Origin of the sequence: Ensifer sp. B1-9 (genome assembly GCF_050474445.1) — a bacterium.
GTDB lineage: Bacteria > Pseudomonadota > Alphaproteobacteria > Rhizobiales > Rhizobiaceae > Ensifer.
The window spans coordinates 34,346-56,904 of the sequence record NZ_JBCHVG010000026.1 but is presented as its reverse complement, the minus strand read 5'-3'; the positions used below and the strand labels follow the sequence as shown (position 1 = coordinate 56,904).

Below are 22,559 nucleotides of genomic sequence, written 5' to 3'. Positions count from 1 at the left end.
TCAGTAGACCGCCGCATAGCGGGCGCACAGTTCTTCGGGGGAGAGGCCGTCGACGATCTCGATCTCCTTGCGTTTCATCGCCATGTAGCAATCGAGGAAATCCCTGGAGAACCAGCCGGTGACGACGGGATCGGCAGCCAGCGTGTCGAGCGCTTCCTGCAGGCTGGACGGCAGGCGACGGATGCCGAGCGTCTTCTGGTCTTCGTCAGAGAAATCGGAGGGGTCGGAGTTGATCAAGGGCGGCTGTTCAAGCCCGGCCCTGATGCCTTCGAGGCCGGCCTTCAAAAGCACCGCCAGCGACAGATGCGGGCTGGCGCATGCGTCGGCGGCGCGATACTCCATGTTGAACTGCTTGGCCGGATTGCTGCCGGGCAGGTCCAGCGTCGGGCAGATGCGGAGCGTTGCCTCGCGGTTCTTTTCGCCGAGGCAGGTATAAGCTGCGCTCCAATGGTGCGGCACGAGCCGCATGTAGGAGAGCACCGACGGGGCGGTAAATGCGGTCAGCGCCGGCAAATGCTTGACGACGCCGGCGGCGAAGGAGCCGGCAACTTTCGAGAGCCGACCCGGGCGTGACGCATCGAAAGTCACCGGGTTGCCGTCGAGATCAGTGAAGCTCACATGCAGATGCACGCCGTTGCCGACGCCGTTGGACGCCGTCTTTGGGGCGAAGCTCGCATTCCAGCCAAAGAGGGCGGCGACTTCCTTGGTGATCGCGCGGATGGTGGCCCCGCGGTCGGCAGCCGTCAGCGCATCGGCCGGACGGCAGGTGATTTCGAACTGGTCCTTGCCGTATTCCGGCAGGAACATTTCCGGTTCGGCGCCGGCTTCCTGCAGCGCCGTCATCAGCAGCGAGCCGAAGGGTTCGGCGCGGCGCTGGGCGCGCAGGCCGAAGGAGGGGGCGTCCGGCCAGTCGACGCCGAGAAGCTGGAACTCCTGTTCGATGGCCGATATGACCTTGAGGCCGACCTCTTCATATTCCTTCAGCGTCTGTTTCAGGAAGCTGCGCACGCAGCAGTCCCAGGCATTGCCCTGAAGGTCGGTGATATCGGAGTGGTAGAAATGGAGCGGCGTTTCGTCGGGCAGGCAGGTGACGCGGGCCTTGCTGGTGGGGTCGGCCATCAGCCGGAGGTCGCCGGCCGAGCCCCAGGGATTGTTCTCGGCGATCAGGTCGAAAGGTGTCAGCGCCAGATTGGCCGGCACCCAGCCGACGCCCTTGCGCAGGTAGTCGTCGATCTGTGCGGCGGCGAAGCTGCGGCCACGGGTGATGCCGGCGATGTCGGTGGTGACGAAGGTGGCGAGTTCCGTCAGTTCGGCGGCCGCCTTGCCATTGTTCGTTTCGGTCATGGAGTTCCCCTCTTGTCTCTGCTTTTCTGGCGGCGGTTTTAGGCCTGGCGCAGGCCGTTCAGGCGGCTGACGACGGTGTCGGTGTCGGTCGTCCAGCAATAGCCCGAGTAGGCGCGAAGTGCTGCGTCGTGGCGCTCATCGCTGTAGGTTGCGCAGGCATCGTTGACGACGGTGACGAGATAACCGCGGTCGGCGGCGTCACGCACGGCCATGTCGACACACTGGTCGGTGATGACGCCGGCGATGATCAGGTAGCGGGTGTTGAGGTTGCGCAGGATGTAGTCGATGTTGGTCGAGTTGAAGACGCCGGACGATGTCTTCGGCAACACGATTTCGTTGTCTACAGGCGCAAGCTCCGGAATGACCTGACCCTCGGGCGCGCCCTTCGGCACATGCATGTCGGAGAGCTTGTGGTCGAGCGAGCGGTCGCGGCCGTCGAGCGTCAGGCTTTCGATGATCGTGTGCAGCACCTCGCAGCCGGCCTTTCGCGCCGCCTCCAGAATACGCACCTGGTTGGGGATGACGGTCTGGCGCAGGCGCTTGTGGTAATAGCTGTCGGCATCTTGCGGATGGGTCGGGTCGAGGTTCGGCTCGCACCAGATGCGTTGCATGTCGACGAACAGCAGCGAGGTGCGCCCAGCCTCATAGGCGCTGTCGCGCCTCAAGAGATCGTCCCCAACCTTTACAGTGACTGCACTCATTCGAATTCTCCTCGGTTTGTCTGGTTCGCCGTGACGGCGGAAAGGCTCAGCGGTCGTCCTCGACCTGCGGATTGAAGGCGTCCTCGGTGATCGCGTAGCCGCGGCGCAGCTCCTCCATGCGCTCGATGCGGCCGCGCGACTGGGTGGCAAGGCGGGCGGTCAGCGCCGCGATCAGCGCCTCGGTCTGGGCGATCGCCGGCACCATGGTGTCGTAGGGCGAGACCGTGTCGACCGGCGCCATCAGCGTCACGGTGGCGAAATCGGCGATCGGCGAGACCCAGCGGTCGGTGAAGAGCACGATGCGCGCGCCTTGCGCCGCCGCCTGGCGTGCGAAGCGGATCGTGTCGTTCTGGTACCGGCGGTAGTCGTAGACGAAGAGCACGTCGCGCTTGCCGAGATCGACGAGCTGGTCGACCTGATCGGCCTGGCTGCCGTTGATCCAGCGCGTATCGCCGCGCAGCTGCTTCATGTGCGACCAGAGGAGGCCGGCAAGAAAGCCGCTGAAACGGCCGCCGAGGCAATGGATGCGGGCGCTCATGTCGGCTGCGGCATCGACCGCGGCCTCGAAATCTTCCGAAGGCAGCATCTGCATCGAGGATTCCAGCGCATGGATGCTCGCGCGCAGGAAATACTGGTAGAAATTCTCCTGCTCCAGCGACGGGCGCCGCTCGTCGAGCATCGAGAGCGGCGAGCTCATGCGCTCCTGCACTTCGCTGAGAAGCGCCTTCTGGAACTCCGGATAACCCTCGAAGCCGAGCTTGTTGGCAAAGCGCACAACGGTCGGATTGCTGACGCCGGCGGTCGCAGCGAGATGCGCGACCGTGTTCAGGCCTGCTGCCGGATAGTTCGACAGTAACTGCCTCACGATCTTCAGTTCCGAGCGCGTGAAGGTGATCGCGCCGTCTGTCAGTCGGTCCCGGATTGCCACGATTTCTGCCTCCCAAAAATGATGGCGTGAACCCCAATTTCTGCTTTTTGTTACAGAATTGCTAGCAGAGAATGTTTTTTGAAACAAGATTGACATTTGGTCGATCTGCGATAACGTTCATTTCGGGAACGGGCCCGAGCCAAAAACATGAGGCGGGCCGAAAATTTGGGGGAATGCGGATGGTGCGCGTCAGGCGAGAAACCGTCTTTGGTATCCTTGTAACGTCGCTGCCGCTTCTGGCCGCCGCCGTGGTCGCCTCGCTGTTCTTTCCGGGCAGCGGCGAGCGCCTGGTGACGCTCTACATGATCAACGTCATCGCCGTGCTCGGCATCGGCATCTATGCCGGCAATTCCGGCATCGTTTCCTTCGGCCACGTCGGCTTCATGGCGATCGGCGCCTATGCGTCGGGCCTGTTGACGCTCAACCCGATCATCCAGAAGACGGCGCTGCCGCATCTGCCGGAATGGCTGGCGGGCATCGGCATGCCCTTCCTGCCCGCGCTTATGCTTGCGCTTGTCGTGGTCGCCTTGGTCGCGGTGCTGATCGGTATTCCGGTTGCGCGCCTTGGCGGCTCATCGGCCTCGATCGCCACCCTCGGCTTCCTCGTCATCGTGCATGTCGTGCTCGTCGCCTCGACCGACTTCACCCGCGGCAGCCAGACCTTTTTTGGCATCCCGCGCGCCGTCAATCTCTGGGTGGCGCTGCCCTTTGCCATTGCGGCCGTCGCGGTCGCGCGCCTCTACCGGGATTCAAGTGCCGGCCTGAAGCTCCGGGCCTCGCGTGAGGACGAGATCGCCTCGACCGCCGTCGGCGTCAACGTCAAGCTGCACCGGTTCTTCGCCTGGGTTCTGGGTGCCCTGCTTGCCGGTGCCGCCGGCGCGCTGCTTGCGCATTTCCTCGGCGCCTTCTCGCCCAAGGACTTCTATTTCAACCTGACCTTCATGCTGCTGGCGATGCTGATCCTTGGCGGCATCACCACGGTCTCGGGCGCCGTCGGCGGCGCCGCGGTGATCATGCTGATCGTCGAATTGTTACGTAAGCTCGAAGGCGGCGTCGATCTCGGCTTTCTGAAGCTGCCGACGGTGTTCGGCCTCACCGACATCGGCATCGGCGTCGCGATCCTCGTGGTGATGTATCGCCTGCAGGACGGCCTCTTCGGCGTGCGCGAGCTCGACGAGCGTTTCGGCTGGTTCAAGCGCTTCGCTTCAAAAAGCGCCGCCAGCTCTGCGCCGGCAACGGCTGCCCTTTCAGCCGGTCAGGGCGTGCTTCAAGTTGAAAACCTTGGCAAGAGGTTTGCGGGGCTCGTGGCGCTGGAGAACGCCAATTTCGAGATCAGGCCCGGCCTCGTCACCGGCCTCATCGGCCCGAACGGTGCCGGCAAGTCGACCTTGATCAACAGCGTTTCCGGCGTCGTTCCGCCATCGACAGGCCGCGTCTTGATCGATGGGCAGGATGTCGCCTCGCTCGCGGTCCATGCCGTTCCGGTCGCGGGTCTTGCGCGCACCTTCCAGAACATCCGCCTGTTCAAGAACCTGACGGTGCTCGAAAACGTCACCGTCGCGGCAAGTGCCCTGACGTCGAGTGAGGATCCGGCGGCGCGCGCCCTGACGGTACTGGCAGAGGTCGGGCTCGAGGACTTTGCCGACAGGCTGGCCGGCACGCTTTCCTATGGCGCCCAGCGTCGGCTCGAGATCGCCCGCGCGCTGGCGCTGAAACCCCGCTACCTGCTGCTCGACGAGCCGGCCGCGGGCATGAACCCGGCCGAGACCGACGAGCTGATGCATGTGCTCGACCGCATCCGCACGAAGTATCGCCTCGGGCTGCTCGTCGTCGAGCACGACCTGAAGCTGATCATGCGGCTCTGCGATGTTGTCGTGGTGCTCAACAAAGGCCAGCAGATCGCCATCGGCACGCCGGCGGAGATCCAGGCCAATCCTGAAGTCATCGAGGCCTATATCGGTCGCCGCCGCTCATCGGCGCAGGCGCGAAGCGAGCAGGGGGAAGTCTCCGGGCTCCCGTCCAGCACGCCGGGTCTGCGCAATCCTGCATAATCAAGAGAGGGAACTTTTCAGATGAAAAAGAACGTTCAGGCCCTGTGCCTCACCACCATGCTCGGCGGTTTCGTGCTGTCGCCGCTGCCGGCCCTTGCGGAAGACCTGGTCATCGGCCTTGCGACCGCGCAGACCGGCGGCCTCGCGCCCTATGACCAGCCTTCTCTGAAGGGCCTGGAAATGGCCGTCGAGGAGATCAACGCCGCTGGTGGTGCGGCCGGCAAATTCCCGATCAAGCTCGTCGCCAAGGACACGCGTTCGGATGCGGCACAGACGGCGCTGGTGGCGCAGGAACTGGTCGACCAGGGCGTCAAGATCATGATCACGCCCTGCGACGCCGATCCGTCGATTGCCGCCGGCCAGGTGACCCAGGCCGCTCAAATCCCGGCCTTCTCCTTCTGCGCGACGACACCGACCATGCCGCTTGCCGTCGGCGACTACATGTTCGGCAACTATCCGGCCGACAACGTCCAGGCCTCGGTGCTCGCGACCTACGCCACCGAGAAGGGCTACAAGAAGGCCTATATCCTGAAATCGCCGGACAGCGCCTATACGCTGAAGCTGCCTGAATATTTCGCCGCGGCCTTCACTGCCAAGGGCGGCGAGCTCTTGGGCGAGGGCACCTTCAGCATGGGCCAGCAGGATTTCGGCGCCGAAGTCACCAAGATCAAGGCGATGAATCCGGCGCCCGACGTCATCATGACGGCGGCCTACGAGCCTGATTTCCCGGCCTTCATCCGCCAGTTGCGCGGCGCCGGTGTGACGATCCCGATTCTCGGCAGCGACGGCATCGACTCGCCGACCACCTTCGGCCTTGGCGCGACCGTCGACGGCGTCGTCTTCACCACCGCCGGCTTTGCCAGCGAAGGCAGCCCGCTCGCCGACTTCAACGTGAAGTACAAGGAGAAGTTCGGCCAGGTGCCGGACACCGTCTACATCGCCAACGGTTACGACCTCGGCAAGGTGATCGACGCGGCGGTGACGGAAGCCAACAGCACTGATCCGGTTGCCATCCGTAACGCGATTGCTTCGCTCGAAAACGTCCAGGGCGTGACCGGCCCGATCAGCTATGCCGGCACGCAGGGCATGCCGCTGCGCTCGGTCTCGCTGGTGCGTATCGAAGGCGGCAACCGCGAACTGATCAGCCAGGGCGTTCCGGCCGCTGCCGACATTCCGGCTCCCTGATCCGCTTTCGTCCGGCGATTCCCGTTTTGTCGGGGATCGCTCCCGCTGCCTGCGTCGCCTCGCAATTCATGGCAAGGACTTTGCCCCGATGATGATGAGTGAAATTCCCGTCCCGAAGCCGCTTCTGGAATTGAGCGGTCTCAAGGTCGCCTATGGCGCCGTCGAGGCGCTGAAGGGCGTCGACCTCAGCGTCGGCAAGGGGCAGATCGTCACGCTGCTCGGCGCCAATGGCGCCGGCAAGAGCTCGACCTTGAACGCGCTCGTCGGGTTGGCTGCGAAGAAGGCCGGACGCGTCTCGTTCAACGGCCAGGATATTTCCAATCTCGCGCCGGAACAGATCGTCCGGCTCGGCATGACGCTAACGCCGGAGGGGCGGCGGATCTTTCCGAGCCTGACGGTCGACGAACATCTGCTGCTCGGCGGCGCCATGCACAAGGCGCGCGGCGCGATTTCGGAGGTGCGGGAAGACATGCTGTCGCGCTTCCCGATCCTGAAAGAGCGGCTCGCCCAGAAAGCCGGTTCGCTCTCCGGCGGCGAACAGCAGATGCTGGCGATCGCCCGCTCGATGATGTCGTCGCCGGATCTGCTTTTGCTCGACGAACCCTCGCTCGGCCTTGCGCCGCAGGTGGTCGACCTGATCTTCGATCTGATCGCAGGGCTCCGGCAGAAGGGCCTGACGATCTTGCTCGTAGAGCAGAACGTCTCGCTGTCGCTCGAGATCGCCGATACGGGCTACGTCATGGCCAATGGCCGGATCGTGCTGTCGGGTACGGCTGCCGAACTCCGCAATTCAACCGAAATCCAGGGCGCCTATCTCGGCGCCTGAGCCGAGTGCGTGGAGGGTCAATTCATGGACATGTTCCTGCAGCAGCTCGTCAATGCGCTCAGCCTCGGCGGCACCTATGCGCTTCTCGCCCTCGGGCTCGCAGTCGTCTTCTCGATCATGGGGCTCATCAACTTCGCCCATGGCGAGCTGATGACGGCGGCCGGCTACGGCCTCTGTTTCGCCCTGTTGCTGGGCCTGCCGTTTCCGCTCGCCGTTTGCGCGGCGCTGATGATCGCGATCGTGCTGGCCATGCTGATGGAGCGCATCGCCTTTCGGCCGGTGCGCGGCGCCAGCGGCACGACGCTGCTTCTGACGAGCTTTGCGGTCAGCGCCATCCTGCGCGTTCTCTTCCAGAACTTCATTTCCGCCCGTCCGAAGCCGGTGCCGATGCCCGAGAGCTTTTCCGGCACGATCGAGATCGGCGGCCTGCATCTCGGCCTCATCCAGGGCACCTCGATCCTCGTCACTATCATCATGCTTGTCGGTCTCAATCTCTTCCTGCGCACGACCGTGCTCGGACGCGCCATGCGCGCGGCTTCGGAGGATTTCGCCATCGTGCGGCTGATGGGCATCCGCGCCAATGCCGTCGTCGCCACCACCTTTGCGATCTCCGGCCTGCTCGCCGGCGTCGCCGGCATCCTTTGGGTGGCGCAGCGTGGCAGCGTCGATCCGCTGATGGGTTTCCTGCCGGTGCTGAAAGCCTTCATCGCCGCGATCATCGGCGGGCTCGGCAGCCTCTCGGGTGCCGTTGCCGGCGGCTTTCTGCTGGGCTTCATCGAGGTGTTCCTGCAGGCCTACCTGCCGGAAGGGCTGCTCAGCTATCGCGACGCCTTCACCATTCTGCTCGTCATCGGCGTGCTGCTCTTCGCACCGCAGGGCCTGCTTGCGCGGAAAACGATCGTCAAGCTCTAAACACACAGCAGCCGGTGATCGGCCGCTTTAATGCTGAACTGCAAAACGCCGCGATGGAAATCCGTCGCGGCGTTTGTCTTTGTGTAATTGATGCGGGAACCAATTGGGCCAGTTGTTCCGATCAATCGGGCAGTCGTGCGAAGCGCGTGCTTGCTTCCAGGGTGACCCAAAACGAAAACGCCGCGGGGAGGGCCGCGGCGTCTCGTTGGCGCTTTTCCCGATCGAGCAATTCCGGTCGGAGACCCTTCGGAATTGCTAAGGGATCAGCGTGCCGGCGGAGCGTACATCAGGCCGCCCTGGCTCCAGAGTTTGTTGAGGCCGCGCTCGATCTTGAGCGGGCTGTCCTTGCCGAGGTGGCGTTCGAAGATTTCGCCATAGTTTCCGACGGCGGATACCACCTGGTAGGCCCATTTCGGGTCGAGGCCGAGCGACTTGCCGGCCTCGTTCTCGATGCCGAGGAAGCGCTTCTGGGTGGTCGTCCCGCTTTCGAGCAGCTTGGCGGCATTGTCCTTGGTGATGCCGAGTTCTTCGGCTTCGACCAGCGCGAACAGCGTCCAGCGCACGACCTTGAACCACTGGTCGTCGCCCTGGCGGACGGCCGGGCCGAGCGGCTCCTTGGAGATCACCTCCGGCAGTACGACGAAGCGGTCGGGGTCGTTCAGCGTCAGGCGCTGGGCGTAGAGCGCCGAAGCGTCGGTCGAATAGACGTCGCAACGGGCGGTATTGAAGGCCTGGATCGTCTGGTCGGCCTTTTCGAAGGCGACCACCTGGTACTGGATATTGTTGGCGCCGAAATAGTCGGCCATGTTCTGCTCGGTCGTCGTGCCGGTCTCGGTGCAGACGGAGGCGCCCGAAAGTTCCTTGACGCTCTTCACGCCGAGGTCGTTGCGCACCATGAAGGCCTGGCCATCATAGTAGTTGACGCCGACGAAGCTCATGCCGAGGTCGGTGTCGCGCGACAGCGTCCAGGTGGTCTGGCGCGACAGAAGGTCGGCCTCGCCCGATTGCAGCGCGGTGAAGCGCTCCTTGGTCGATAGCGGCACGTATTTCACCTTGTCGGCATTGCCGAGCGCTGCGGCGGCTACCGCGCGGCAGAAGTCGATGTCGAAGCCGCCCCATTCGCCCTTGTCGTTGGGCGCGGAAAAGCCGAGCACGCCCTGGCTGACGCCGCAGCGAAGCTCGCCGCGTTCCTTGATGACGTCGAGCATGCCGGCGTTGGCGGCGGTGCCGGCGAGGAACGCCGCGCTCGCCAGTGCCAGAACTCCAAGTTTCACTCCAAGTTTCATTGTCCTGTTCTCCTCTTTTTCATGTTTTAAGGCATGCGCCTTCGCTGTCGGGATGCGTCCACGTCCCGGCCAATCTGTTTTGTTTTGCTGCTATTGGCCCGGCCCTAGCCGAGCGTTTTCGATACGTCCGCGAAGGTCTCTTCGAGCACCGCGATCAGATGATCGGCATCGCGTTTCGAGAAGATCATCGGTGGGCGCATTTTCAGAATGTTGTCATGCGGGCCTTCCGTGCCCATCAGCACGCCGCGGCGCCGCGCACCGTTGGAGACGGCCCGGGCGAACTCGGTTGCCGGCGCCTTCGTCTTGCGGTCGCTGACGAGTTCGATACCGAGGAACAGACCCATGCCGCGCACGTCGCCGATCACCTCATAGCGGGCCTGCATGGCGCGGAAGGCATCCATCAGATAGTTCCCGATCGTCAGCGCGTTGCCGCGCAGATCCTGTCCCTCGATCACGTCGAGCACGGCAAGACCGACGGCGCAGGAGACCGGGTTGCCGCCGAAGGTGTTGAAATACTCCATGCCGTTGTTGAAGCTGTCGGTCACTTCCCGGGTCGTGACGACGGCTGCGAGCGGATGGCCGTCGCCGATCGGCTTGCCCATCGTGACGATATCGGGCACGACCCCTTGCGTCTCGAAGGCCCACCAATGGCTGCCGACGCGGCCGAAGCCGACCTGTACTTCGTCGGCGATGCAGACGCCGCCTGCCTCGCGCACCAGCCGATAGACTTCCTTCAGGTAACCTTCCGGCAGGAAAACCTGGCCGGCCACGCTCGGGATCGATTCCGCGATGAAGAAGCCGGGGCCCTCACCCTTGGCCTTCATCGCCGCGATCAGTTCGGCAACGCTTTCGGCGAAGCGCTTGCCGTGTTCCTCGACCGGCCAGTCCCCCGGTGCATGATAGCTGTCCGGAATGGTTGCCACATGGATGTGCGGCTTCTGTCCCTTGCCGCCCTTGCGGCGGAACTTGTAGGGGCTGATGTCGATCAGTTCCTGGGTCGTGCCGTGATAGGACCAGTCGAGCGTGATCGCATTCTCGCGGCCGGTATGGGCGCGCATCAGCCGTAGCGCCAGGCTATTGGCTTCCGACCCGCTGTTGACGAAGCCGGCGACCGTCAATTCCTTCGGCAGCGTTGCCGTCAGCCGTTCGGCATAGGCGACGATGTTGTCATGCAGGTAGCGGGTGTTGGTGTTGAGGATGGCTGCCTGCTTCGCCATCGCCTCGACCACCGCCGGATGGGCGTGGCCGATGTGGCAGACATTGTTGAAGCAATCGAGATAGGCGCGGCCGCTGTCGTCGATCAGCCAGACGCCTTCGCCGCGCACGAACTTGATCGGCTTGTCGTAGGAGATCGAGAGGTTCGGTAGCAGCAGTTCCTTGCGCCGCTTGACGATCTCCTCGTGCGAGCGGCCTTTCTTCTCGTAGAATTCTTCGGCGATGCCGGCAAAGGTACGCGCGTCCGGGAACAGCTCGGCCCAGACGTCGAGAAACTGCGCCTCGCCGACGCCGAGGATTTCGGTCGCGGTCAGGCTGGTGTCGACCGAAAGCTGCAGGTGCAGATGCGGTGCCCAGCCGCCGTTTTCCTTCGGTGCTCCTATTTCGCCGACGAGTGCGCCGGCCTCCAGCCTGTCGCCGGCCTTGATGCGTCCCGTGGCCTCATGCGCCATATGGCCCCAGAGCGTGACGAAGGGCGGGCAGCCCTCGGGCTCGTGGCGCAGTGCGATCAGGCAACCGTAACCGAGCGGGTCTTTCTCGATCTCGACGCTGACGACGGTTGCGGCAAGCGGGGTGTAGAGCTTGGTGCCGGCGGCCATGAACAGGTCGAGGCCGAGATGACGGGTACGGCGGGTATGGTCGATGAAGCGCGAGACGAACATCTCGCCCGCATAGACGGTGCGCTCTTCGCCGAAGGGGCCGATGCCGAGCTCGACGCCATGCGCGCGGCAATAATCCACCCAGATCGCCTGGGCCTCATCCGGCTGTTCGCCTGATGATTTCACCGTCATCGGATGCGTCGGGTCGCCATAGGGAACCAGGGCTGCAGGATAAGTTGCGGCCGGCCGTTCGAGCAGCGGCTTCAGCGTCTTGCGGTTCTCGCGGATCCAGGAAGCGACTGCACGCGCACCGGGAACGGCCTCGAAGCCGCAGGCCTTGCGCAGGATGGCGGTGGCGAAGCGCGGGTTCATCCGGTCGAGTTTGCGCAACAGCGTCCAGGCCGGCCGTTCGCTGATCGCGAGATAGGGATTGTCGTCGGTGTGGGCCCGGCGCGAGGCCGAGATGGTCACGGAGGTCACGAGGCGCATCGCGATGAGATCGAACAGCAGGTCGACCTCTTCTTCCGTCAGTGGATATTCCGCATGGAAGCCATGGGCGATCGCGGCGGCAGCGCCGATCGGATCGGGATGGTCGAGCCCGGCATAGGCGGCGGCGATCGCCACTTCGGCGATGACGGGCGCGTGCAGCGCATCACCGAAATCGATCAGGCCGGAGATGGTGTCATGGTCGACCTTGTCGACGAGCACGTTCCAATCGTTGGCGTCATTGTGGATGACGGCGGCGCGAAGGGTGGCGAGCCGCGGCGCGACGGATTTTTCGAAACGGGCAAGGAAGCGCTCGAGCAAGGCGCGGTCCTCGGCGGCGGCGACGTGATGCAGCCGATCCGCCGAGCGGCCGGCATGGCGCATATCCCAATCGAGATCGCGCAGCGCGCCCGGATGCATGAAGCCCTTGAGCGAAGCATCGAAGCGGCCGAGCATCTGCCCGAGCGATTGCAGCGCCGCGTCGCTGCGGCCGGTTTCGGCGAGCGGCAGGCCTTCGACCCAGCTCACGAGCCGCACGCGATGCGTGACGCCGCGCGCGCTCATCGTCGAAGCGAGGCTCGAGCCCGATAGGGTCGGGCGGATATGCGGCACCGGCAGATCGGCGGCGTGTGCGCCGACGTGCTTCAGCAGTGCCGTCTGGAAATCACTTTCGACTTCGGGTTCGGCACCGTTGATGATTTTCAGGATATAGGTGTCGCCACCTTCGGCCTCGACCTTGAAGTTCTGGTCGCGTTCGCTGGCAAGCAACGACAGCGCGCCGGTCAGGCCATAGTGCTCCTTCAGCAGCGCCGCTGCGGCTTCGGTCGAAAAGTCAGGCGTCGTCTTCAGCATATCGTTCATGGGGACCCTCATCTGTTGGCGAGATTTACACGAGCGGCCCAGCGATGCATCCGGCAATGTGCCGGTTGCACCGGCACTATGTTTATAATAACCGTCATCTTGTCGGCGGGTCCCGGAGGAGCAGACATGCAGGACATAGACGCGATCGACCGCACGATCCTCAGCATTCTGTCGCAGGAGGCGCGCATCCCGATGAAGTCGCTGGCCGGCCGGATCGGTCTTTCCCGAAGTGCGACGACCGAGCGGGTCAGCCGGCTCGAAAAGGCCGGCGTCATCCGCGGCTATCGCGCCGATATCGGGCAGTTGGAGGAGGGTACGATCCAGGCCTTCCTGCTGGTGACCTTGGAGCGCACGCCGTCGATCGGCGTGCTCGACCGGCTGGCCGGCTTTTCCGCCGTCCGCAAGGTCTCCTCCGTCAGCGGCCAGCTCGATCTCGTCGTCGAGGTGGAGGTCGGGTCGATCAACGCCCTCAACGAGTTGCGCAACGAAGTGGCGACGATGGACAATGTCGAGGATCTGACGACCTCGATCGTGCTCCGGCGGGATATCGAGCGGAGCTGAAACTGGGGAATATCGGGCGGGCCTGATACCCCGGGGATATCGAACGGAGCTGATACGCCAGGAGGGTACCGGAGACGCCCGATACCCCGGGGATATCCAAAAACCTTAGCCTTCGCTCAGCATTTCCGCTTCGCCGCCCAGGCGTTCGAGCAGCGAACGGCGCACGCGGCCGATGTCGCGCATCGGCGGTTCGCCGAAATGGCGGGCATATTCGCGGCTGAACTGCGACTGGCTTTCATAGCCGACCTGATGGCCGGCATCGCCCGCGTCTAGGCTCTCCTCCAGCATCAGCCGCCGCGCTTCCTGCAGCCGGAGCTGCTTCTGGTATTGCAGCGGACTCATGGCGGTGATCGCCTTGAAATGATGATGCAGCGACGAGACGCTCATCGACACGCGGTTGGCGAGGTCGTCGATCCTGAGCGGGCGCGAATAATGCTCCTTGAGCCAGGCGACGGCGCGGCCCACCTGATGCGGCTGGCTGTCGGTCGTCGCCATCTGCCGCAGGCGGTGGCCGTGCGGACCGGTCAAGAGGCGGTAGAGGATTTCCTGCTCGATCAGCGGCAGCAGCGCCGGTCTGTCTTCCGGTCGCTCAAGCAGGCGCAACAGTCGGAGGGCTGCGTCTTCGAGATCGGCGGTGATCTTGCTCACCGTCATGCCGCGGGCCGAGGCGGCGGGCTGCGGCAGTTGCGGCAAGGAGGTGAGCAGCGCCTGGATCCTGCCGGGATCGAGCGCGAAGGCCATGCTGAGATAAGGTTCCTCCGCCGAAGCCTGGCAGACCTGGGAGAGAACGGGCAGATCGATCGAGGTCAGCAGATAGTCCGAGGCGCCGTAGATCAATGTCTCTTCACCGAGCACCACGCGCTTCGCGCCTTGCACGATGATCGCCAGGCTTGGCCGATAGGCGGAGCAATTGACCGGAGCGTCGCCGCCATGGCGATGAAGGGTCAGTCCGGAAATCTCGGTCATGTGGTCGCCGTCTCGCTCGGCGAACCGGGCAATGACATCGATCATCTGGTGGCGGGTGGTCTGTCGCGTGACTGTCATAATCTTTGGCCTTTCCAGATGCTTAGCATTGTCTGAGATGCTGCTCAGATAAGGCTGCCGTGCGACATCTCCAGCAGCCTTATCGAAAACTCGGAGGATCGTGCAAAAACTTTGCAGGATCGCTCTAACGCCCTTGCCGTCAGCGCGCCCATATTCAGCGGTGCGTCAGGCCGGGCTCCCTCCGGACCTGCACCCTTTCCCAAAATGAAGGACAGACTGATGGCCATTGCAAGAGGATATGCGGCGACGGATGCGTCGAAGCCGCTTACGCCCTTCACCTTCGAGCGCCGCGAACCGCGCGACGACGATGTGGTGATTGAGATCAAATATTGCGGCGTCTGCCATTCCGACATCCACCAGGCCCGCAACGAATGGGGCAATTCGGTATTCCCGATGGTTCCGGGCCACGAGATCGTCGGCATCGTGACGGCGGTCGGTTCCAAGGTCACCAAATTCAAGGTCGGCGACCGCGCCGGCGTCGGCTGCTTCGTCGATTCCTGCACCACCTGCGCCACGCGCGACGTGGATCTGGAACACTACATGCCGGGTTTGATCGTCACCTATAACGGTGTCGAAGCCGACGGCAAGACGCCGACCCAGGGCGGCTATTCCGACAGCATCGTCGTCAAGGAAGGCTATGTGCTGTCGATCCCTGAGAACCTGCCGCTCGATGCCGCAGCACCCTTGCTCTGCGCCGGCATCACGCTTTACTCGCCGCTGCGTCACTGGAAGGCCGGCCCGGGCAAGAAGGTCGCCATCGTCGGAATGGGCGGCCTCGGCCACATGGGCGTCAAGCTGGCGCACGCGATGGGCGCGGATGTGACCGTTCTCAGCCAGACCCTTTCCAAGAAGGAAGACGGGCTGAAGCTCGGGGCGGATCACTACTACGCCACCAACGACCCCGAGACCTTCAAGGCGCTGCAAGGCACCTTCGACCTGATCATCTGCACCGTCGCTGCCGAGATCGACTGGAACGCCTATGTCAATCTCCTGAAGGTCGACGGCGATTTCGTGCTGGTCGGCATTCCGGAAAATGCGGTGCCGGTGCATGCCTTCTCGCTGGTGCCGGCGCGCCGCAGCATTTCCGGTTCGATGATCGGTTCGATCAAGGAAACCCAGGAGATGCTCGACTTCTGCGGCGAGCACGGCATCGTCTCGGAAATCGAAACGATCCGGATCCAAGAGATCAACGAAGCCTATGAGCGGGTCATCAAGAGCGACGTGCGCTATCGCTTCGTGATCGACATGGCGTCGCTGGCGGCGTGATAAGGCGATGGCGCGGTGAATCTCCTAGGCATGCCGCGCCATTCGGGACGATGGTGGGGGCGTCATACCCCCTCTGTCCTGTCGAGCAGAGGGGATAACCTCCGAAGCAGGCGACCCGCCGCCATCGCAGCGCCCTAACTCACACCAGCGGCAGCGGCCCGTCGTTCTTGATCTCTTCCATCACCGCATAAGTGCGCGTTTCCTTGACGCCCGGCAGCGTCCAGAGCACCTGGCCGAGAAAGTTGCGATAGGCGGCCATATCCTCGAATCTCGTCTTCACCAGATAATCGAAGCCGCCCGCTACCATGTGACATTCGAGCACGGCCGGCGCCTGTTTGATGGCGGCGGCGAACTGGTCGAAGACATCGGGCGTCGTCTTGTCGAGCATGACCTCGATGAAGACGAGGAGCCCGAAGCCAAGCTTTTGCGGGTCGAGCCTTGCGCCGAAGCCCGAGACGTAACCCTCCTTCAAGAGCCGGCGCAGGCGTTCGCTGGTTGCCGTCGGCGACAGGCCGATGCGATCGGCAAGTTCCAGGTTGGTGATGCGGCCATCGGCCTGGAGGATGTTCAGAATTCTACGGTCAATCTTATCGATCTGATGCATGGTGCCTCCCGCCCGTGCCTCAGGCGGCAAGTCGCGTTTCCGCGAGCTTCACCCAGTAGGAGATGCCGTGCGGGATCGCCTCGTCATTGAAGTCGTAGGCGGGGTGATGCAGCCCGGCGGTCTCGCCGTTGCCCATGAAGACGAAGGCGCCGGGGCGGGCGAGCAGCATGTAGGAGAAATCCTCGCCACCCATCATCGGGTCGAGCGAAGGCTTCACGTTGCCTTCGCCGGCGATCTCGGCCGCGGCCTTCAAGGCGTAGCCGGTCTCTTCCGCATGGTTCACGGTCACCGGATAGTTGCGGTTGTACTGTACGGCGACGGTCGCGCCGTAGAGGCCGGCGACACCCTCGGCGATCGTGCGGATGCGGCTCTCGCCGATGTCGCGCACCTCGGGCACGAGCGTGCGTACCGTGCCGCCGAGCACGGCCTCTTCCGGGATGACGTTGTGGGCAAAGCCGGCATTGAACTTCGTGACCGAGACGACGACCGAGGCGAGGGGATCGACGGTGCGCGATGCGATCGTCTGCAGCGCCGTGACGATCTGCGTGCCGACCACGATCGGGTCGATCGTCTTGTGCGGCTGGGCGGCGTGGCCGCCGCGGCCCTTGATGGTGATGGTGAACTCGTCGGTCGAAGCCATGATCGGCCCGACACGGCTGCCGAAATGACCGATCGGCATGCCCGGCATGTTGTGCATGCCGTAGACTTCCTCGATCGCGAAGCGCTCCATCATGCCGTCCTTGACCATCTCGTTGCCGCCGCCGCCGCCTTCTTCGGCGGGCTGGAAGATGACGGCGACATTGCCGGCGAAGTTGCGGGTCTCGGCGAGATACTTGGCCGCTCCGAGAAGCATGGCCGTATGGCCGTCGTGGCCGCAGGCATGCATCTTGCCTGAAGTCTGCGATGCCCAGGCCTTGCCGCTCGTCTCGGTGATCGGCAGCGCATCCATGTCGGCGCGAAGCCCGATGGTGCGGCCCGCGCCGAGACTGCCGCGGATAAGACCGACGACACCGGTGCGGCCGAGCCCCGTCACGACTTCGTCAACGCCGAATTCCTTCAGTTTCATTTCGACGAAGGATGCCGTATTTTCGACCGCGAACAGGAGCTCCGGGTTCTTGTGCAGGTGGCGCCGCCATTCGGTGACTTCGTTCTGGAGCTCGGCGGCACGGTTGAGTATCGGCATCGGTTCGTCCTGTCGGTCTGTTCGATCACTATGTATCTGCGGTGGATTGGCAGGGGTGCCCGTGAATGGGCTTTGCCATCTCCTCGCCATATAGGCTAAATAGCCGGACGAGACGAGGCAACAGCGGAATTTCGAGGTTCTATCGTGGTGACAGCAGGATTTTTCATGCGTGGCAAGATGAAGGCGCTGGGAGTGACGGTGGCGACCTGCGCGACGCTTCTTGCGGCGCTGCCGGCTGCGGCCAATCCGAGGCTCGTCGTCGACGTCAATTCGCTGAAGGTCTACGAGCACCAGGACATCTTCCAGAAATGGTATCCGGCATCGCTGACCAAGCTGATGACGGCCTATACCACCTTCCGCGCGATCAAGTCGGGACAGCTTACGCTCGAAAGTCCGGTTGTCATGACCAAGAACGCGGCGTCCGAGCCGCCGAGCAAGATGTTCTACAAGCCCGGCCAGGCGATGACGCTCGACAGCGCGCTGAAGATGATGCTGGTCAAATCCGCAAACGACATCGCCGTGGCAATCGCCGAGACGGTCGGCGGTTCGGAACCCGCCTTCATCGAGCGGATGAATGCCGAAGCGCGCCGCATCGGCATGACCTCTTCGAACTTCATCAACGCCAACGGTTTGCCCGGCCCCGGCCAATACACAACGGCGCGTGACCTTGCCGTGCTGGCGATCACGCTCAAGCGCGAGTTCCCGCAATACGCCTCCTATTTCTCGCTGGAAGGTTTCACCACCGGCAAGAAGGATTATCCGAACTACAACATGCTGATCGGCCGCTTCGAAGGTGCTGATGGCATGAAGACCGGCTTCATCTGCGCGTCCGGCTTCAACCAGGTTTCGTCTGCCACCCGCGACGGGCGCAGCGTCGTTTCGGTCGTGCTCGGCGAGAGCAGCCTCGGTGCGCGCGCGGATGAATCCGCGCGGCTCATGCAGATGGCGTTGACGACGAGCGGCAACGGCAAGCCATCGCTGGTGCAGATTGCGCCCTATGGCGAGACGCGCGACACGGTGGCCGATGTCAGCAAGCAGATCTGCTCGAAGGCAGCGGCCAAGGTCCGCAGCGAAGGCCGCGACGAGGCCGGCCGCCAGAAGCTGCTCTCGCCCTATATCCACGAAATCAACCGGCCGCTGAAGCTCGCCTTCGCCGGCCTTATCGCCGGCAGCGGCGAAAAGGCACCGAAGGTTGCCGGCGATCCGGTCGGCCAGGGCGACGTCGCCAATGTGCCGATCCCCGTGCCGCGGCCGACCTTCTGATCGGAGTTCATGATGGTTAGTCCTTTGCCGGCGGTGCCGGTCTCGATCCTCACCGGCTTTCTCGGTGCGGGCAAGACGACGTTGCTCAACCGGCTGCTGAAAGACCCCGATCTCTCGGACACGGCCGTCATCATCAACGAGTTCGGCGACGTCTCGATCGACCACCTGTTGGTGGAAGCTTCCAGCGACGGCGTCATCGAGCTTTCCGACGGCTGCCTCTGCTGCACCGTGCGCGGCGAACTGGTCGACACGCTCGCCGATCTCATGGACCGCATGCAGACCGGGAAGATCAAGCCGCTGAAGCGCGTCGTCATCGAAACGACCGGGCTTGCCGATCCGGCGCCGGTGCTGCAATCGGTGATCGGCAATCCCATCATCGCGCAAAATTTCCGCCTGGACGGCGTGGTCACTGTCGTTGACGCCGTCAACGGCCTGCAGACGATCGCCAATCACGAGGAAGCCCTGAAACAGGTCGCAGTCGCAGACCGCATCGTCATCAGCAAGACCGGTCTCGCCGATGCGTCTGAGCGCGACGCGCTGACGGCCCGGATCCGGGTGCTCAACCCGCGTGCGCCGCTGATCGATGGCGATAGCGACGAGGCGGGACGCTCGGCGCTATTCGCCTGTGGCCTCTATGACCCGTCCTCCAAGATCGCAGATGTCGGCCGCTGGCTGCAGGACGAGGCGCATCACGATGACGGCCACCACCATGATCACCACGATCACGGTGACCACCATCATGACCACGATCACAATCACGACCACGAACATCACCACCATCATCATGATGCGAACCGGCATGGCGGCGACATCCGTTCGTTCAGCATCGTGCATGAGCGGCCGATCGAGCCGATGGCGCTCGACATGTTCATCGACCTGCTGCGCTCGGCGCATGGCGAGAAGTTGCTGAGAATGAAGGCGATCGTGGCGGTCGCCGACCGGCCGGACCGGCCGCTGGTGCTGCACGGCGTGCAGAACGTCTTCCACGCGCCGGAACGCCTGGACGCCTGGCCGGACCCAAACGACCGGCGCACGCGCATGGTGCTGATCACCAAGGGCCTGACGGAAGACTTCGTGCGCGATCTGTTCGATGCCTTTACCGGCAAGCCGCGCATCGACCGGCCGGACGCCCAGGCGCTCTCCGACAATCCGCTTGCCGTTCCCGGCATGCGGTTCTAACCAACGGATCTGAACGGACGCGGCGTCTCAGGCGCCCTTGCGGATGAGGAACCGGTGGCCGCCTTCGGCGGGCGCCGCCTCTTCGAGCTTGTGCCCGTCTTCCTTGCAGAAGTGCGGGATATCGATCACCGCCAGAGGATCTGTCGTCTCGATCTCCAGAAGCGCGCCCGGGGCGAGCGCGGCCATGCGCTTGCGCGTCTTCAAAACGGGAAGGGGGCATTTAAGCCCCCTGAGGTCGTAGATGATCTTGGTTTCGTTCGGCATCAATTGCCCCAGATCTTCCAGAAGGGGCGCTTCTTCGGCGGCTCTTCGGTGAGGACGGGCGTTTGCGCCGCCGCATCGGGGGCGGGTGCCGTGGCAACGGCTGCCGTCTGCTGCTCGGTCGCCGCCGGCGCCGCCGCACGTGCCTGCTTGGCCGTCTTTGCCGGCTCCTGCGCCTGCGGCGCGACGGCCGCCTGCTGTTCGGGGGTCTGGACCACCGGAGCGGGCGCTTCCGCTTCCGGTTCGCTCTTCGAGAACAGGCTCCAGAAGGATTTTTTCACGGGCTGCTCGACGGCCGCCTGCATCACCGGCTGCGGAATGGGGTTGGCGGCCGGAACGGGCACGTGCTTGCCGCCGTCGGTCGCCTTTTCGAGTTCCTTCTTCTGGATCTCGACGGCCTGCTTCGTCTCTTCCGCTTCCTTCTGTTCGGCGAGCTTCTTCTCGAGATCGCTCGCCTTCATCAGCTTGCCGGCATCGAAGGAGTTGCCGGTCGGCGCGTAGGCGAGCTCGCGGCCGACGCGCTGCTTGGCGACGATCGCCTTGCGCTCGGCTTCGCTCGGCTCATACCAGACCATGCCGTCATACTTCTTGAGGGCCTTGTCGTAGTCGGTCTGGTAGGTCTTCTCGAAGCCCGCCATCGCCACCTGCAGCGCCGGCGGGGTCGACATGGCCGGGCACTGGCCGCTCGGATTGAACGGGCCGGAGGCTTGCTGGTTGAAGACGTACTTCTTCTCGCAGACGTTGACTTCCGGCGGGCGCTTGGTGATCTCGAACTGGTCGTAACCGACCTTCAGCATCTTCCAGAACTCGATGTTCGGATTGTTGCGATGGCGCGCCATGTTTTCCGCCGTCATGCGGAAGGGGAAGGCCTGGAGTTGAACGCTTTCCTGGCCGCCCTTGAACGAGTCCCGGGCGAGCGCGAAGATCTCGATCATCTGTTCGTCGGTCATCGAGTAGCAGCCCGACGACGAACAGGCGCCATGGATCATCAGGTGCGTGCCCTGGCGGCCGTTCGCCTTGTCGAAGGCGTTGGGATAGCCGGTGTTGATCGCCAGATAATAGTTCGAATTGGGGTTCATCTGGTGCGGGAAGAGCGGATAGAAGCCTTCCGGCGCCTGCCGGTCGCCTTCCTTCACCTTCGGCCCCAATTTGCCGGACCAAGCGCAGATCTTATAGGTCTTCAGCAGTTGAAAGCGGTTGGCCGTGTTGGCCTTCCAGACCTCGAGCGTGCCTTCTTCCTTGAAGATGCGCAGCGCGATCGGGGCCTGCTTCTGCATCCCGAGTTCGCTCATCTTTTTGAGCATCGGTCCGGAGACCTGGTACTCGGTCTTGTTCTTGACGGACTTGAGGTCGACCGATGTCGTCGTGTCCAGCGTTTCATTGGTGCAGCCGGCAAGCGCGGCGGCAATGGCGGCGGAGGCTACAAGGTTTCTGAAACGCATCAGCGGAAGCCCATTTAAACCCAAACTCGACTACAGCGCCGCGCGTTTTTGACGCGCTAAGGACGCTGTACCACTTTAGATAGCTGCATAATTTTGTCCTTAAATCGATGCCGATTTAAGGAATTATGCAGGAGAACCCAAGTCCGCGAGGGCGGGTTCTTTAGAGAATCACTAAGCGATTATACTTCACGAATTCTTAACCCTGCAGGGGGCGCCTGCCGATGCGCTGTTCATGACCTCATGAATATGGCCAAGATTTGGCCACACTCCGCTTTGCGGTTGCGAAATCCGCTCCAACAATCGCGAACCATCGGGCCGAGATGGGGCGGGGCGCGTGGGATTTCCGCCCGCATCCCGCTCCAGCTTAGAGGTTGCGGCCGATATTGAGGTACTTCTGTCGGCGATCCGTGCGCAACTGGTCGCCATTGCGTCCGGAAAGCTCCTTCAGCGCGTCGGCGATCACGGTTCCCGTGCGGCTGATGACCGCGTTCGGGTCGCGGTGTGCGCCGCCGACCGGTTCCGGAATGATGCCGTCGATGACGCCGAGTGCCTTCAGGTCCTCGGAGGTGATCTTCATGTTGCTGGCGGCTTCCTTGGCGCGGGTCGAATCGCGCCAGAGGATCGAGGCAGCACCTTCCGGCGAGATGACGCTGTAGATCGCATGCTCCAGCATGTAGACGCGGTTGCCGGTGGCGATCGCAATGGCGCCGCCGGAGCCGCCTTCGCCGATGACGACGGTGACGATCGGTACGCGAACGTTGAGGCACATCTCGGTGGAGCGGGCGATGGCTTCCGCCTGGCCGCGTTCCTCGGCGCCGACGCCGGGATAGGCGCCTGCGGTGTCGACCAGCGTGATCAGCGGCAGGCTGAAGCGATCGGCCATTTCCATGACGCGGATCGCCTTGCGATAGCCTTCAGGACGAGGGCTGCCGAAATTGTGCTTGATCCGCGACTTCGTGTCGTTGCCCTTCTCCTGGCCGAGAACGGCCACCGGCATGCCGCGAAAGCGCGCAAGGCCGGCCTGGATGGCGTCGTCGTTGGCGAAGTTGCGGTCGCCGGCAAGCGGCGTGAACTCGGTGAAGAGCTCGGCGGCATAATCCAGGAAGTGCGGGCGCTGGGGGTGGCGGGCGACCTGGGTCTTCTGCCACGGCGTCAGCTTGGAATAGATCTCGACCATCGCGTCGCGGACGCGCGTCTCCAGCCGTTCGATCTCATCCGAAGTGTTCACGCTCTCGTCTTCGCCGGCGAGCTTCTTCAATTCGAGAATCTTGCCTTCGAGGTCCGAGATGGGCTTTTCGAAATCGAGATAGTTGTGCATGAGATGCGTTTCCGATCATTTTGCGACAAGGATATGCGGGCCGA

The 22,559-nt window shown here is 63.5% G+C and carries 19 protein-coding genes; 8 read left to right on the top strand and 11 right to left on the bottom strand.

Going from position 1 to position 22,559, the window contains the following annotated elements:
* Genes ACQ5BM_RS32450 through ACQ5BM_RS32440 form a run of 3 tightly spaced genes read right to left on the bottom strand, consistent with a single transcriptional unit; the run spans window position 1 to window position 2,973 of the window.
* On the bottom strand, window positions 1-1,344 hold the full coding sequence (locus tag ACQ5BM_RS32450; protein ID WP_429820040.1) for a glutamine synthetase family protein: 1,344 nt from the start codon (window positions 1,342-1,344) through the stop codon (window positions 1-3).
* A 38-nt stretch (window positions 1,345-1,382) separates the two neighbouring features.
* Window positions 1,383-2,045 (bottom strand): isochorismatase family cysteine hydrolase, encoded by a 663-nt coding sequence (locus tag ACQ5BM_RS32445; protein WP_429820038.1) that lies wholly within the window; start codon window positions 2,043-2,045, stop codon window positions 1,383-1,385.
* A gap of 46 nt (window positions 2,046-2,091) precedes the next feature.
* Window positions 2,092-2,973: a MurR/RpiR family transcriptional regulator gene (locus ACQ5BM_RS32440; protein WP_429820036.1), complete on the bottom strand. Its 882-nt coding sequence runs from the start codon at window positions 2,971-2,973 to the stop codon at window positions 2,092-2,094.
* Between the two features lie 179 nt (window positions 2,974-3,152).
* Here ACQ5BM_RS32440 and ACQ5BM_RS32435 point away from each other — a divergent pair, with 179 nt between their 5' ends.
* The 4 genes from ACQ5BM_RS32435 to ACQ5BM_RS32420 all read left to right on the top strand — a co-directional run bounded on the left by ACQ5BM_RS32435 (window position 3,153) and on the right by ACQ5BM_RS32420 (window position 7,947).
* Window positions 3,153-5,024, top strand: a complete 1,872-nt coding sequence (locus ACQ5BM_RS32435) for an ABC transporter permease subunit (RefSeq protein ID WP_429820034.1) — start codon at window positions 3,153-3,155, stop codon at window positions 5,022-5,024.
* 21 nt (window positions 5,025-5,045) lie between these two features.
* Window positions 5,046-6,209 (top strand): ABC transporter substrate-binding protein, encoded by a 1,164-nt coding sequence (locus tag ACQ5BM_RS32430; protein WP_429820032.1) that lies wholly within the window; start codon window positions 5,046-5,048, stop codon window positions 6,207-6,209.
* A gap of 88 nt (window positions 6,210-6,297) precedes the next feature.
* Entirely contained in the window at window positions 6,298-7,035 is a 738-nt protein-coding gene (locus ACQ5BM_RS32425) for an ABC transporter ATP-binding protein (RefSeq protein ID WP_429820029.1), read from the top strand.
* Between the two features lie 24 nt (window positions 7,036-7,059).
* Window positions 7,060-7,947, top strand: coding sequence for a branched-chain amino acid ABC transporter permease (locus tag ACQ5BM_RS32420; protein WP_429820027.1), 888 nt, complete (start codon window positions 7,060-7,062; stop codon window positions 7,945-7,947).
* A gap of 263 nt (window positions 7,948-8,210) precedes the next feature.
* On the opposite strand, the gene ACQ5BM_RS32415 is transcribed toward ACQ5BM_RS32420, so the two are convergent.
* Both ACQ5BM_RS32415 and ACQ5BM_RS32410 read right to left on the bottom strand, forming a co-directional pair.
* Complete coding sequence (locus tag ACQ5BM_RS32415; protein ID WP_429820024.1) at window positions 8,211-9,233, bottom strand: amino acid ABC transporter substrate-binding protein; 1,023 nt, start codon at window positions 9,231-9,233, stop codon at window positions 8,211-8,213.
* A 104-nt stretch (window positions 9,234-9,337) separates the two neighbouring features.
* Window positions 9,338-12,394, bottom strand: coding sequence for an aminotransferase class III-fold pyridoxal phosphate-dependent enzyme (locus ACQ5BM_RS32410; RefSeq protein ID WP_429820022.1), 3,057 nt, complete (start codon window positions 12,392-12,394; stop codon window positions 9,338-9,340).
* A gap of 78 nt (window positions 12,395-12,472) precedes the next feature.
* Here ACQ5BM_RS32410 and ACQ5BM_RS32405 point away from each other — a divergent pair, with 78 nt between their 5' ends.
* Window positions 12,473-12,955, top strand: coding sequence for an Lrp/AsnC family transcriptional regulator (locus tag ACQ5BM_RS32405; RefSeq protein ID WP_429820020.1), 483 nt, complete (start codon window positions 12,473-12,475; stop codon window positions 12,953-12,955).
* A 105-nt stretch (window positions 12,956-13,060) separates the two neighbouring features.
* Here ACQ5BM_RS32405 and ACQ5BM_RS32400 read toward each other — a convergent pair whose 3' ends face one another.
* Window positions 13,061-13,999, bottom strand: a complete 939-nt coding sequence (locus ACQ5BM_RS32400; protein ID WP_429820018.1) for an AraC family transcriptional regulator — start codon at window positions 13,997-13,999, stop codon at window positions 13,061-13,063.
* Between the two features lie 219 nt (window positions 14,000-14,218).
* Here ACQ5BM_RS32400 and ACQ5BM_RS32395 point away from each other — a divergent pair, with 219 nt between their 5' ends.
* A complete protein-coding gene (locus ACQ5BM_RS32395; RefSeq protein ID WP_429820016.1) occupies window positions 14,219-15,265 on the top strand; it encodes an NAD(P)-dependent alcohol dehydrogenase in 1,047 nt (348 codons plus the stop codon).
* Window positions 15,266-15,404: 139 nt separating this feature from the next.
* Here the strand turns inward: ACQ5BM_RS32395 and ACQ5BM_RS32390 are convergent, their stop codons facing one another.
* Both ACQ5BM_RS32390 and ACQ5BM_RS32385 read right to left on the bottom strand, forming a co-directional pair.
* Window positions 15,405-15,869 (bottom strand): Lrp/AsnC ligand binding domain-containing protein, encoded by a 465-nt coding sequence (locus ACQ5BM_RS32390; RefSeq protein ID WP_173520517.1) that lies wholly within the window; start codon window positions 15,867-15,869, stop codon window positions 15,405-15,407.
* Window positions 15,870-15,888: 19 nt separating this feature from the next.
* Window positions 15,889-17,052, bottom strand: coding sequence for a M20 aminoacylase family protein (locus ACQ5BM_RS32385; protein ID WP_429820013.1), 1,164 nt, complete (start codon window positions 17,050-17,052; stop codon window positions 15,889-15,891).
* A 165-nt stretch (window positions 17,053-17,217) separates the two neighbouring features.
* On the opposite strand from ACQ5BM_RS32385, the gene ACQ5BM_RS32380 reads away from it, so the two are divergent.
* Both ACQ5BM_RS32380 and ACQ5BM_RS32375 read left to right on the top strand, forming a co-directional pair.
* Entirely contained in the window at window positions 17,218-18,315 is a 1,098-nt protein-coding gene (locus ACQ5BM_RS32380) for a D-alanyl-D-alanine carboxypeptidase family protein (protein WP_429820011.1), read from the top strand.
* Between the two features lie 12 nt (window positions 18,316-18,327).
* A complete protein-coding gene (locus ACQ5BM_RS32375) occupies window positions 18,328-19,494 on the top strand; it encodes a CobW family GTP-binding protein (protein WP_429820009.1) in 1,167 nt (388 codons plus the stop codon).
* Window positions 19,495-19,521: 27 nt separating this feature from the next.
* Here the strand turns inward: ACQ5BM_RS32375 and ACQ5BM_RS32370 are convergent, their stop codons facing one another.
* The 3 genes from ACQ5BM_RS32370 to ACQ5BM_RS32360 all read right to left on the bottom strand — a co-directional run bounded on the left by ACQ5BM_RS32370 (window position 19,522) and on the right by ACQ5BM_RS32360 (window position 22,515).
* Window positions 19,522-19,758, bottom strand: coding sequence for a sulfurtransferase TusA family protein (locus tag ACQ5BM_RS32370; RefSeq protein ID WP_429820007.1), 237 nt, complete (start codon window positions 19,756-19,758; stop codon window positions 19,522-19,524).
* Window positions 19,758-21,197 carry a L,D-transpeptidase family protein gene (locus ACQ5BM_RS32365; protein ID WP_429820005.1) on the bottom strand — a complete coding sequence of 480 codons (1,440 nt, stop codon included), beginning with the start codon at window positions 21,195-21,197 and terminating at the stop codon, window positions 19,758-19,760. The genes ACQ5BM_RS32370 and ACQ5BM_RS32365 overlap by 1 nt, the downstream gene beginning before the upstream one ends.
* 364 nt (window positions 21,198-21,561) lie before the next feature.
* A complete protein-coding gene (locus ACQ5BM_RS32360; RefSeq protein WP_173520522.1) occupies window positions 21,562-22,515 on the bottom strand; it encodes an acetyl-CoA carboxylase carboxyltransferase subunit alpha in 954 nt (317 codons plus the stop codon).
* Between the last annotated feature and the right edge of the window lie 44 nt (window positions 22,516-22,559).

What these genes read in the sequence shown, in the direction of transcription:
- ACQ5BM_RS32450 (WP_429820040.1), bottom strand. Translation starts at nt 1,344, where the DNA reads ATGACCGAAACGAACAATGGCAAGGCGGCCGCCGAACTGACGGAACTC.
- ACQ5BM_RS32445 (WP_429820038.1), bottom strand. Translation starts at nt 2,045, where the DNA reads ATGAGTGCAGTCACTGTAAAGGTTGGGGACGATCTCTTGAGGCGCGAC.
- ACQ5BM_RS32435 (WP_429820034.1), top strand. Translation starts at nt 3,153, where the DNA reads ATGGTGCGCGTCAGGCGAGAAACCGTCTTTGGTATCCTTGTAACGTCG.
- ACQ5BM_RS32430 (WP_429820032.1), top strand. Translation starts at nt 5,046, where the DNA reads ATGAAAAAGAACGTTCAGGCCCTGTGCCTCACCACCATGCTCGGCGGT.
- ACQ5BM_RS32425 (WP_429820029.1), top strand. Translation starts at nt 6,298, where the DNA reads ATGATGATGAGTGAAATTCCCGTCCCGAAGCCGCTTCTGGAATTGAGC.
- ACQ5BM_RS32420 (WP_429820027.1), top strand. Translation starts at nt 7,060, where the DNA reads ATGGACATGTTCCTGCAGCAGCTCGTCAATGCGCTCAGCCTCGGCGGC.
- ACQ5BM_RS32415 (WP_429820024.1), bottom strand. Translation starts at nt 9,233, where the DNA reads ATGAAACTTGGAGTGAAACTTGGAGTTCTGGCACTGGCGAGCGCGGCG.
- ACQ5BM_RS32410 (WP_429820022.1), bottom strand. Translation starts at nt 12,394, where the DNA reads ATGAACGATATGCTGAAGACGACGCCTGACTTTTCGACCGAAGCCGCA.
- ACQ5BM_RS32405 (WP_429820020.1), top strand. Translation starts at nt 12,473, where the DNA reads ATGTTTATAATAACCGTCATCTTGTCGGCGGGTCCCGGAGGAGCAGAC.
- ACQ5BM_RS32400 (WP_429820018.1), bottom strand. Translation starts at nt 13,999, where the DNA reads ATGACAGTCACGCGACAGACCACCCGCCACCAGATGATCGATGTCATT.
- ACQ5BM_RS32395 (WP_429820016.1), top strand. Translation starts at nt 14,219, where the DNA reads ATGGCCATTGCAAGAGGATATGCGGCGACGGATGCGTCGAAGCCGCTT.
- ACQ5BM_RS32390 (WP_173520517.1), bottom strand. Translation starts at nt 15,869, where the DNA reads ATGCATCAGATCGATAAGATTGACCGTAGAATTCTGAACATCCTCCAG.
- ACQ5BM_RS32385 (WP_429820013.1), bottom strand. Translation starts at nt 17,052, where the DNA reads ATGCCGATACTCAACCGTGCCGCCGAGCTCCAGAACGAAGTCACCGAA.
- ACQ5BM_RS32380 (WP_429820011.1), top strand. Translation starts at nt 17,218, where the DNA reads ATGCGTGGCAAGATGAAGGCGCTGGGAGTGACGGTGGCGACCTGCGCG.
- ACQ5BM_RS32375 (WP_429820009.1), top strand. Translation starts at nt 18,328, where the DNA reads ATGGTTAGTCCTTTGCCGGCGGTGCCGGTCTCGATCCTCACCGGCTTT.
- ACQ5BM_RS32370 (WP_429820007.1), bottom strand. Translation starts at nt 19,758, where the DNA reads ATGCCGAACGAAACCAAGATCATCTACGACCTCAGGGGGCTTAAATGC.
- ACQ5BM_RS32365 (WP_429820005.1), bottom strand. Translation starts at nt 21,197, where the DNA reads ATGCGTTTCAGAAACCTTGTAGCCTCCGCCGCCATTGCCGCCGCGCTT.
- ACQ5BM_RS32360 (WP_173520522.1), bottom strand. Translation starts at nt 22,515, where the DNA reads ATGCACAACTATCTCGATTTCGAAAAGCCCATCTCGGACCTCGAAGGC.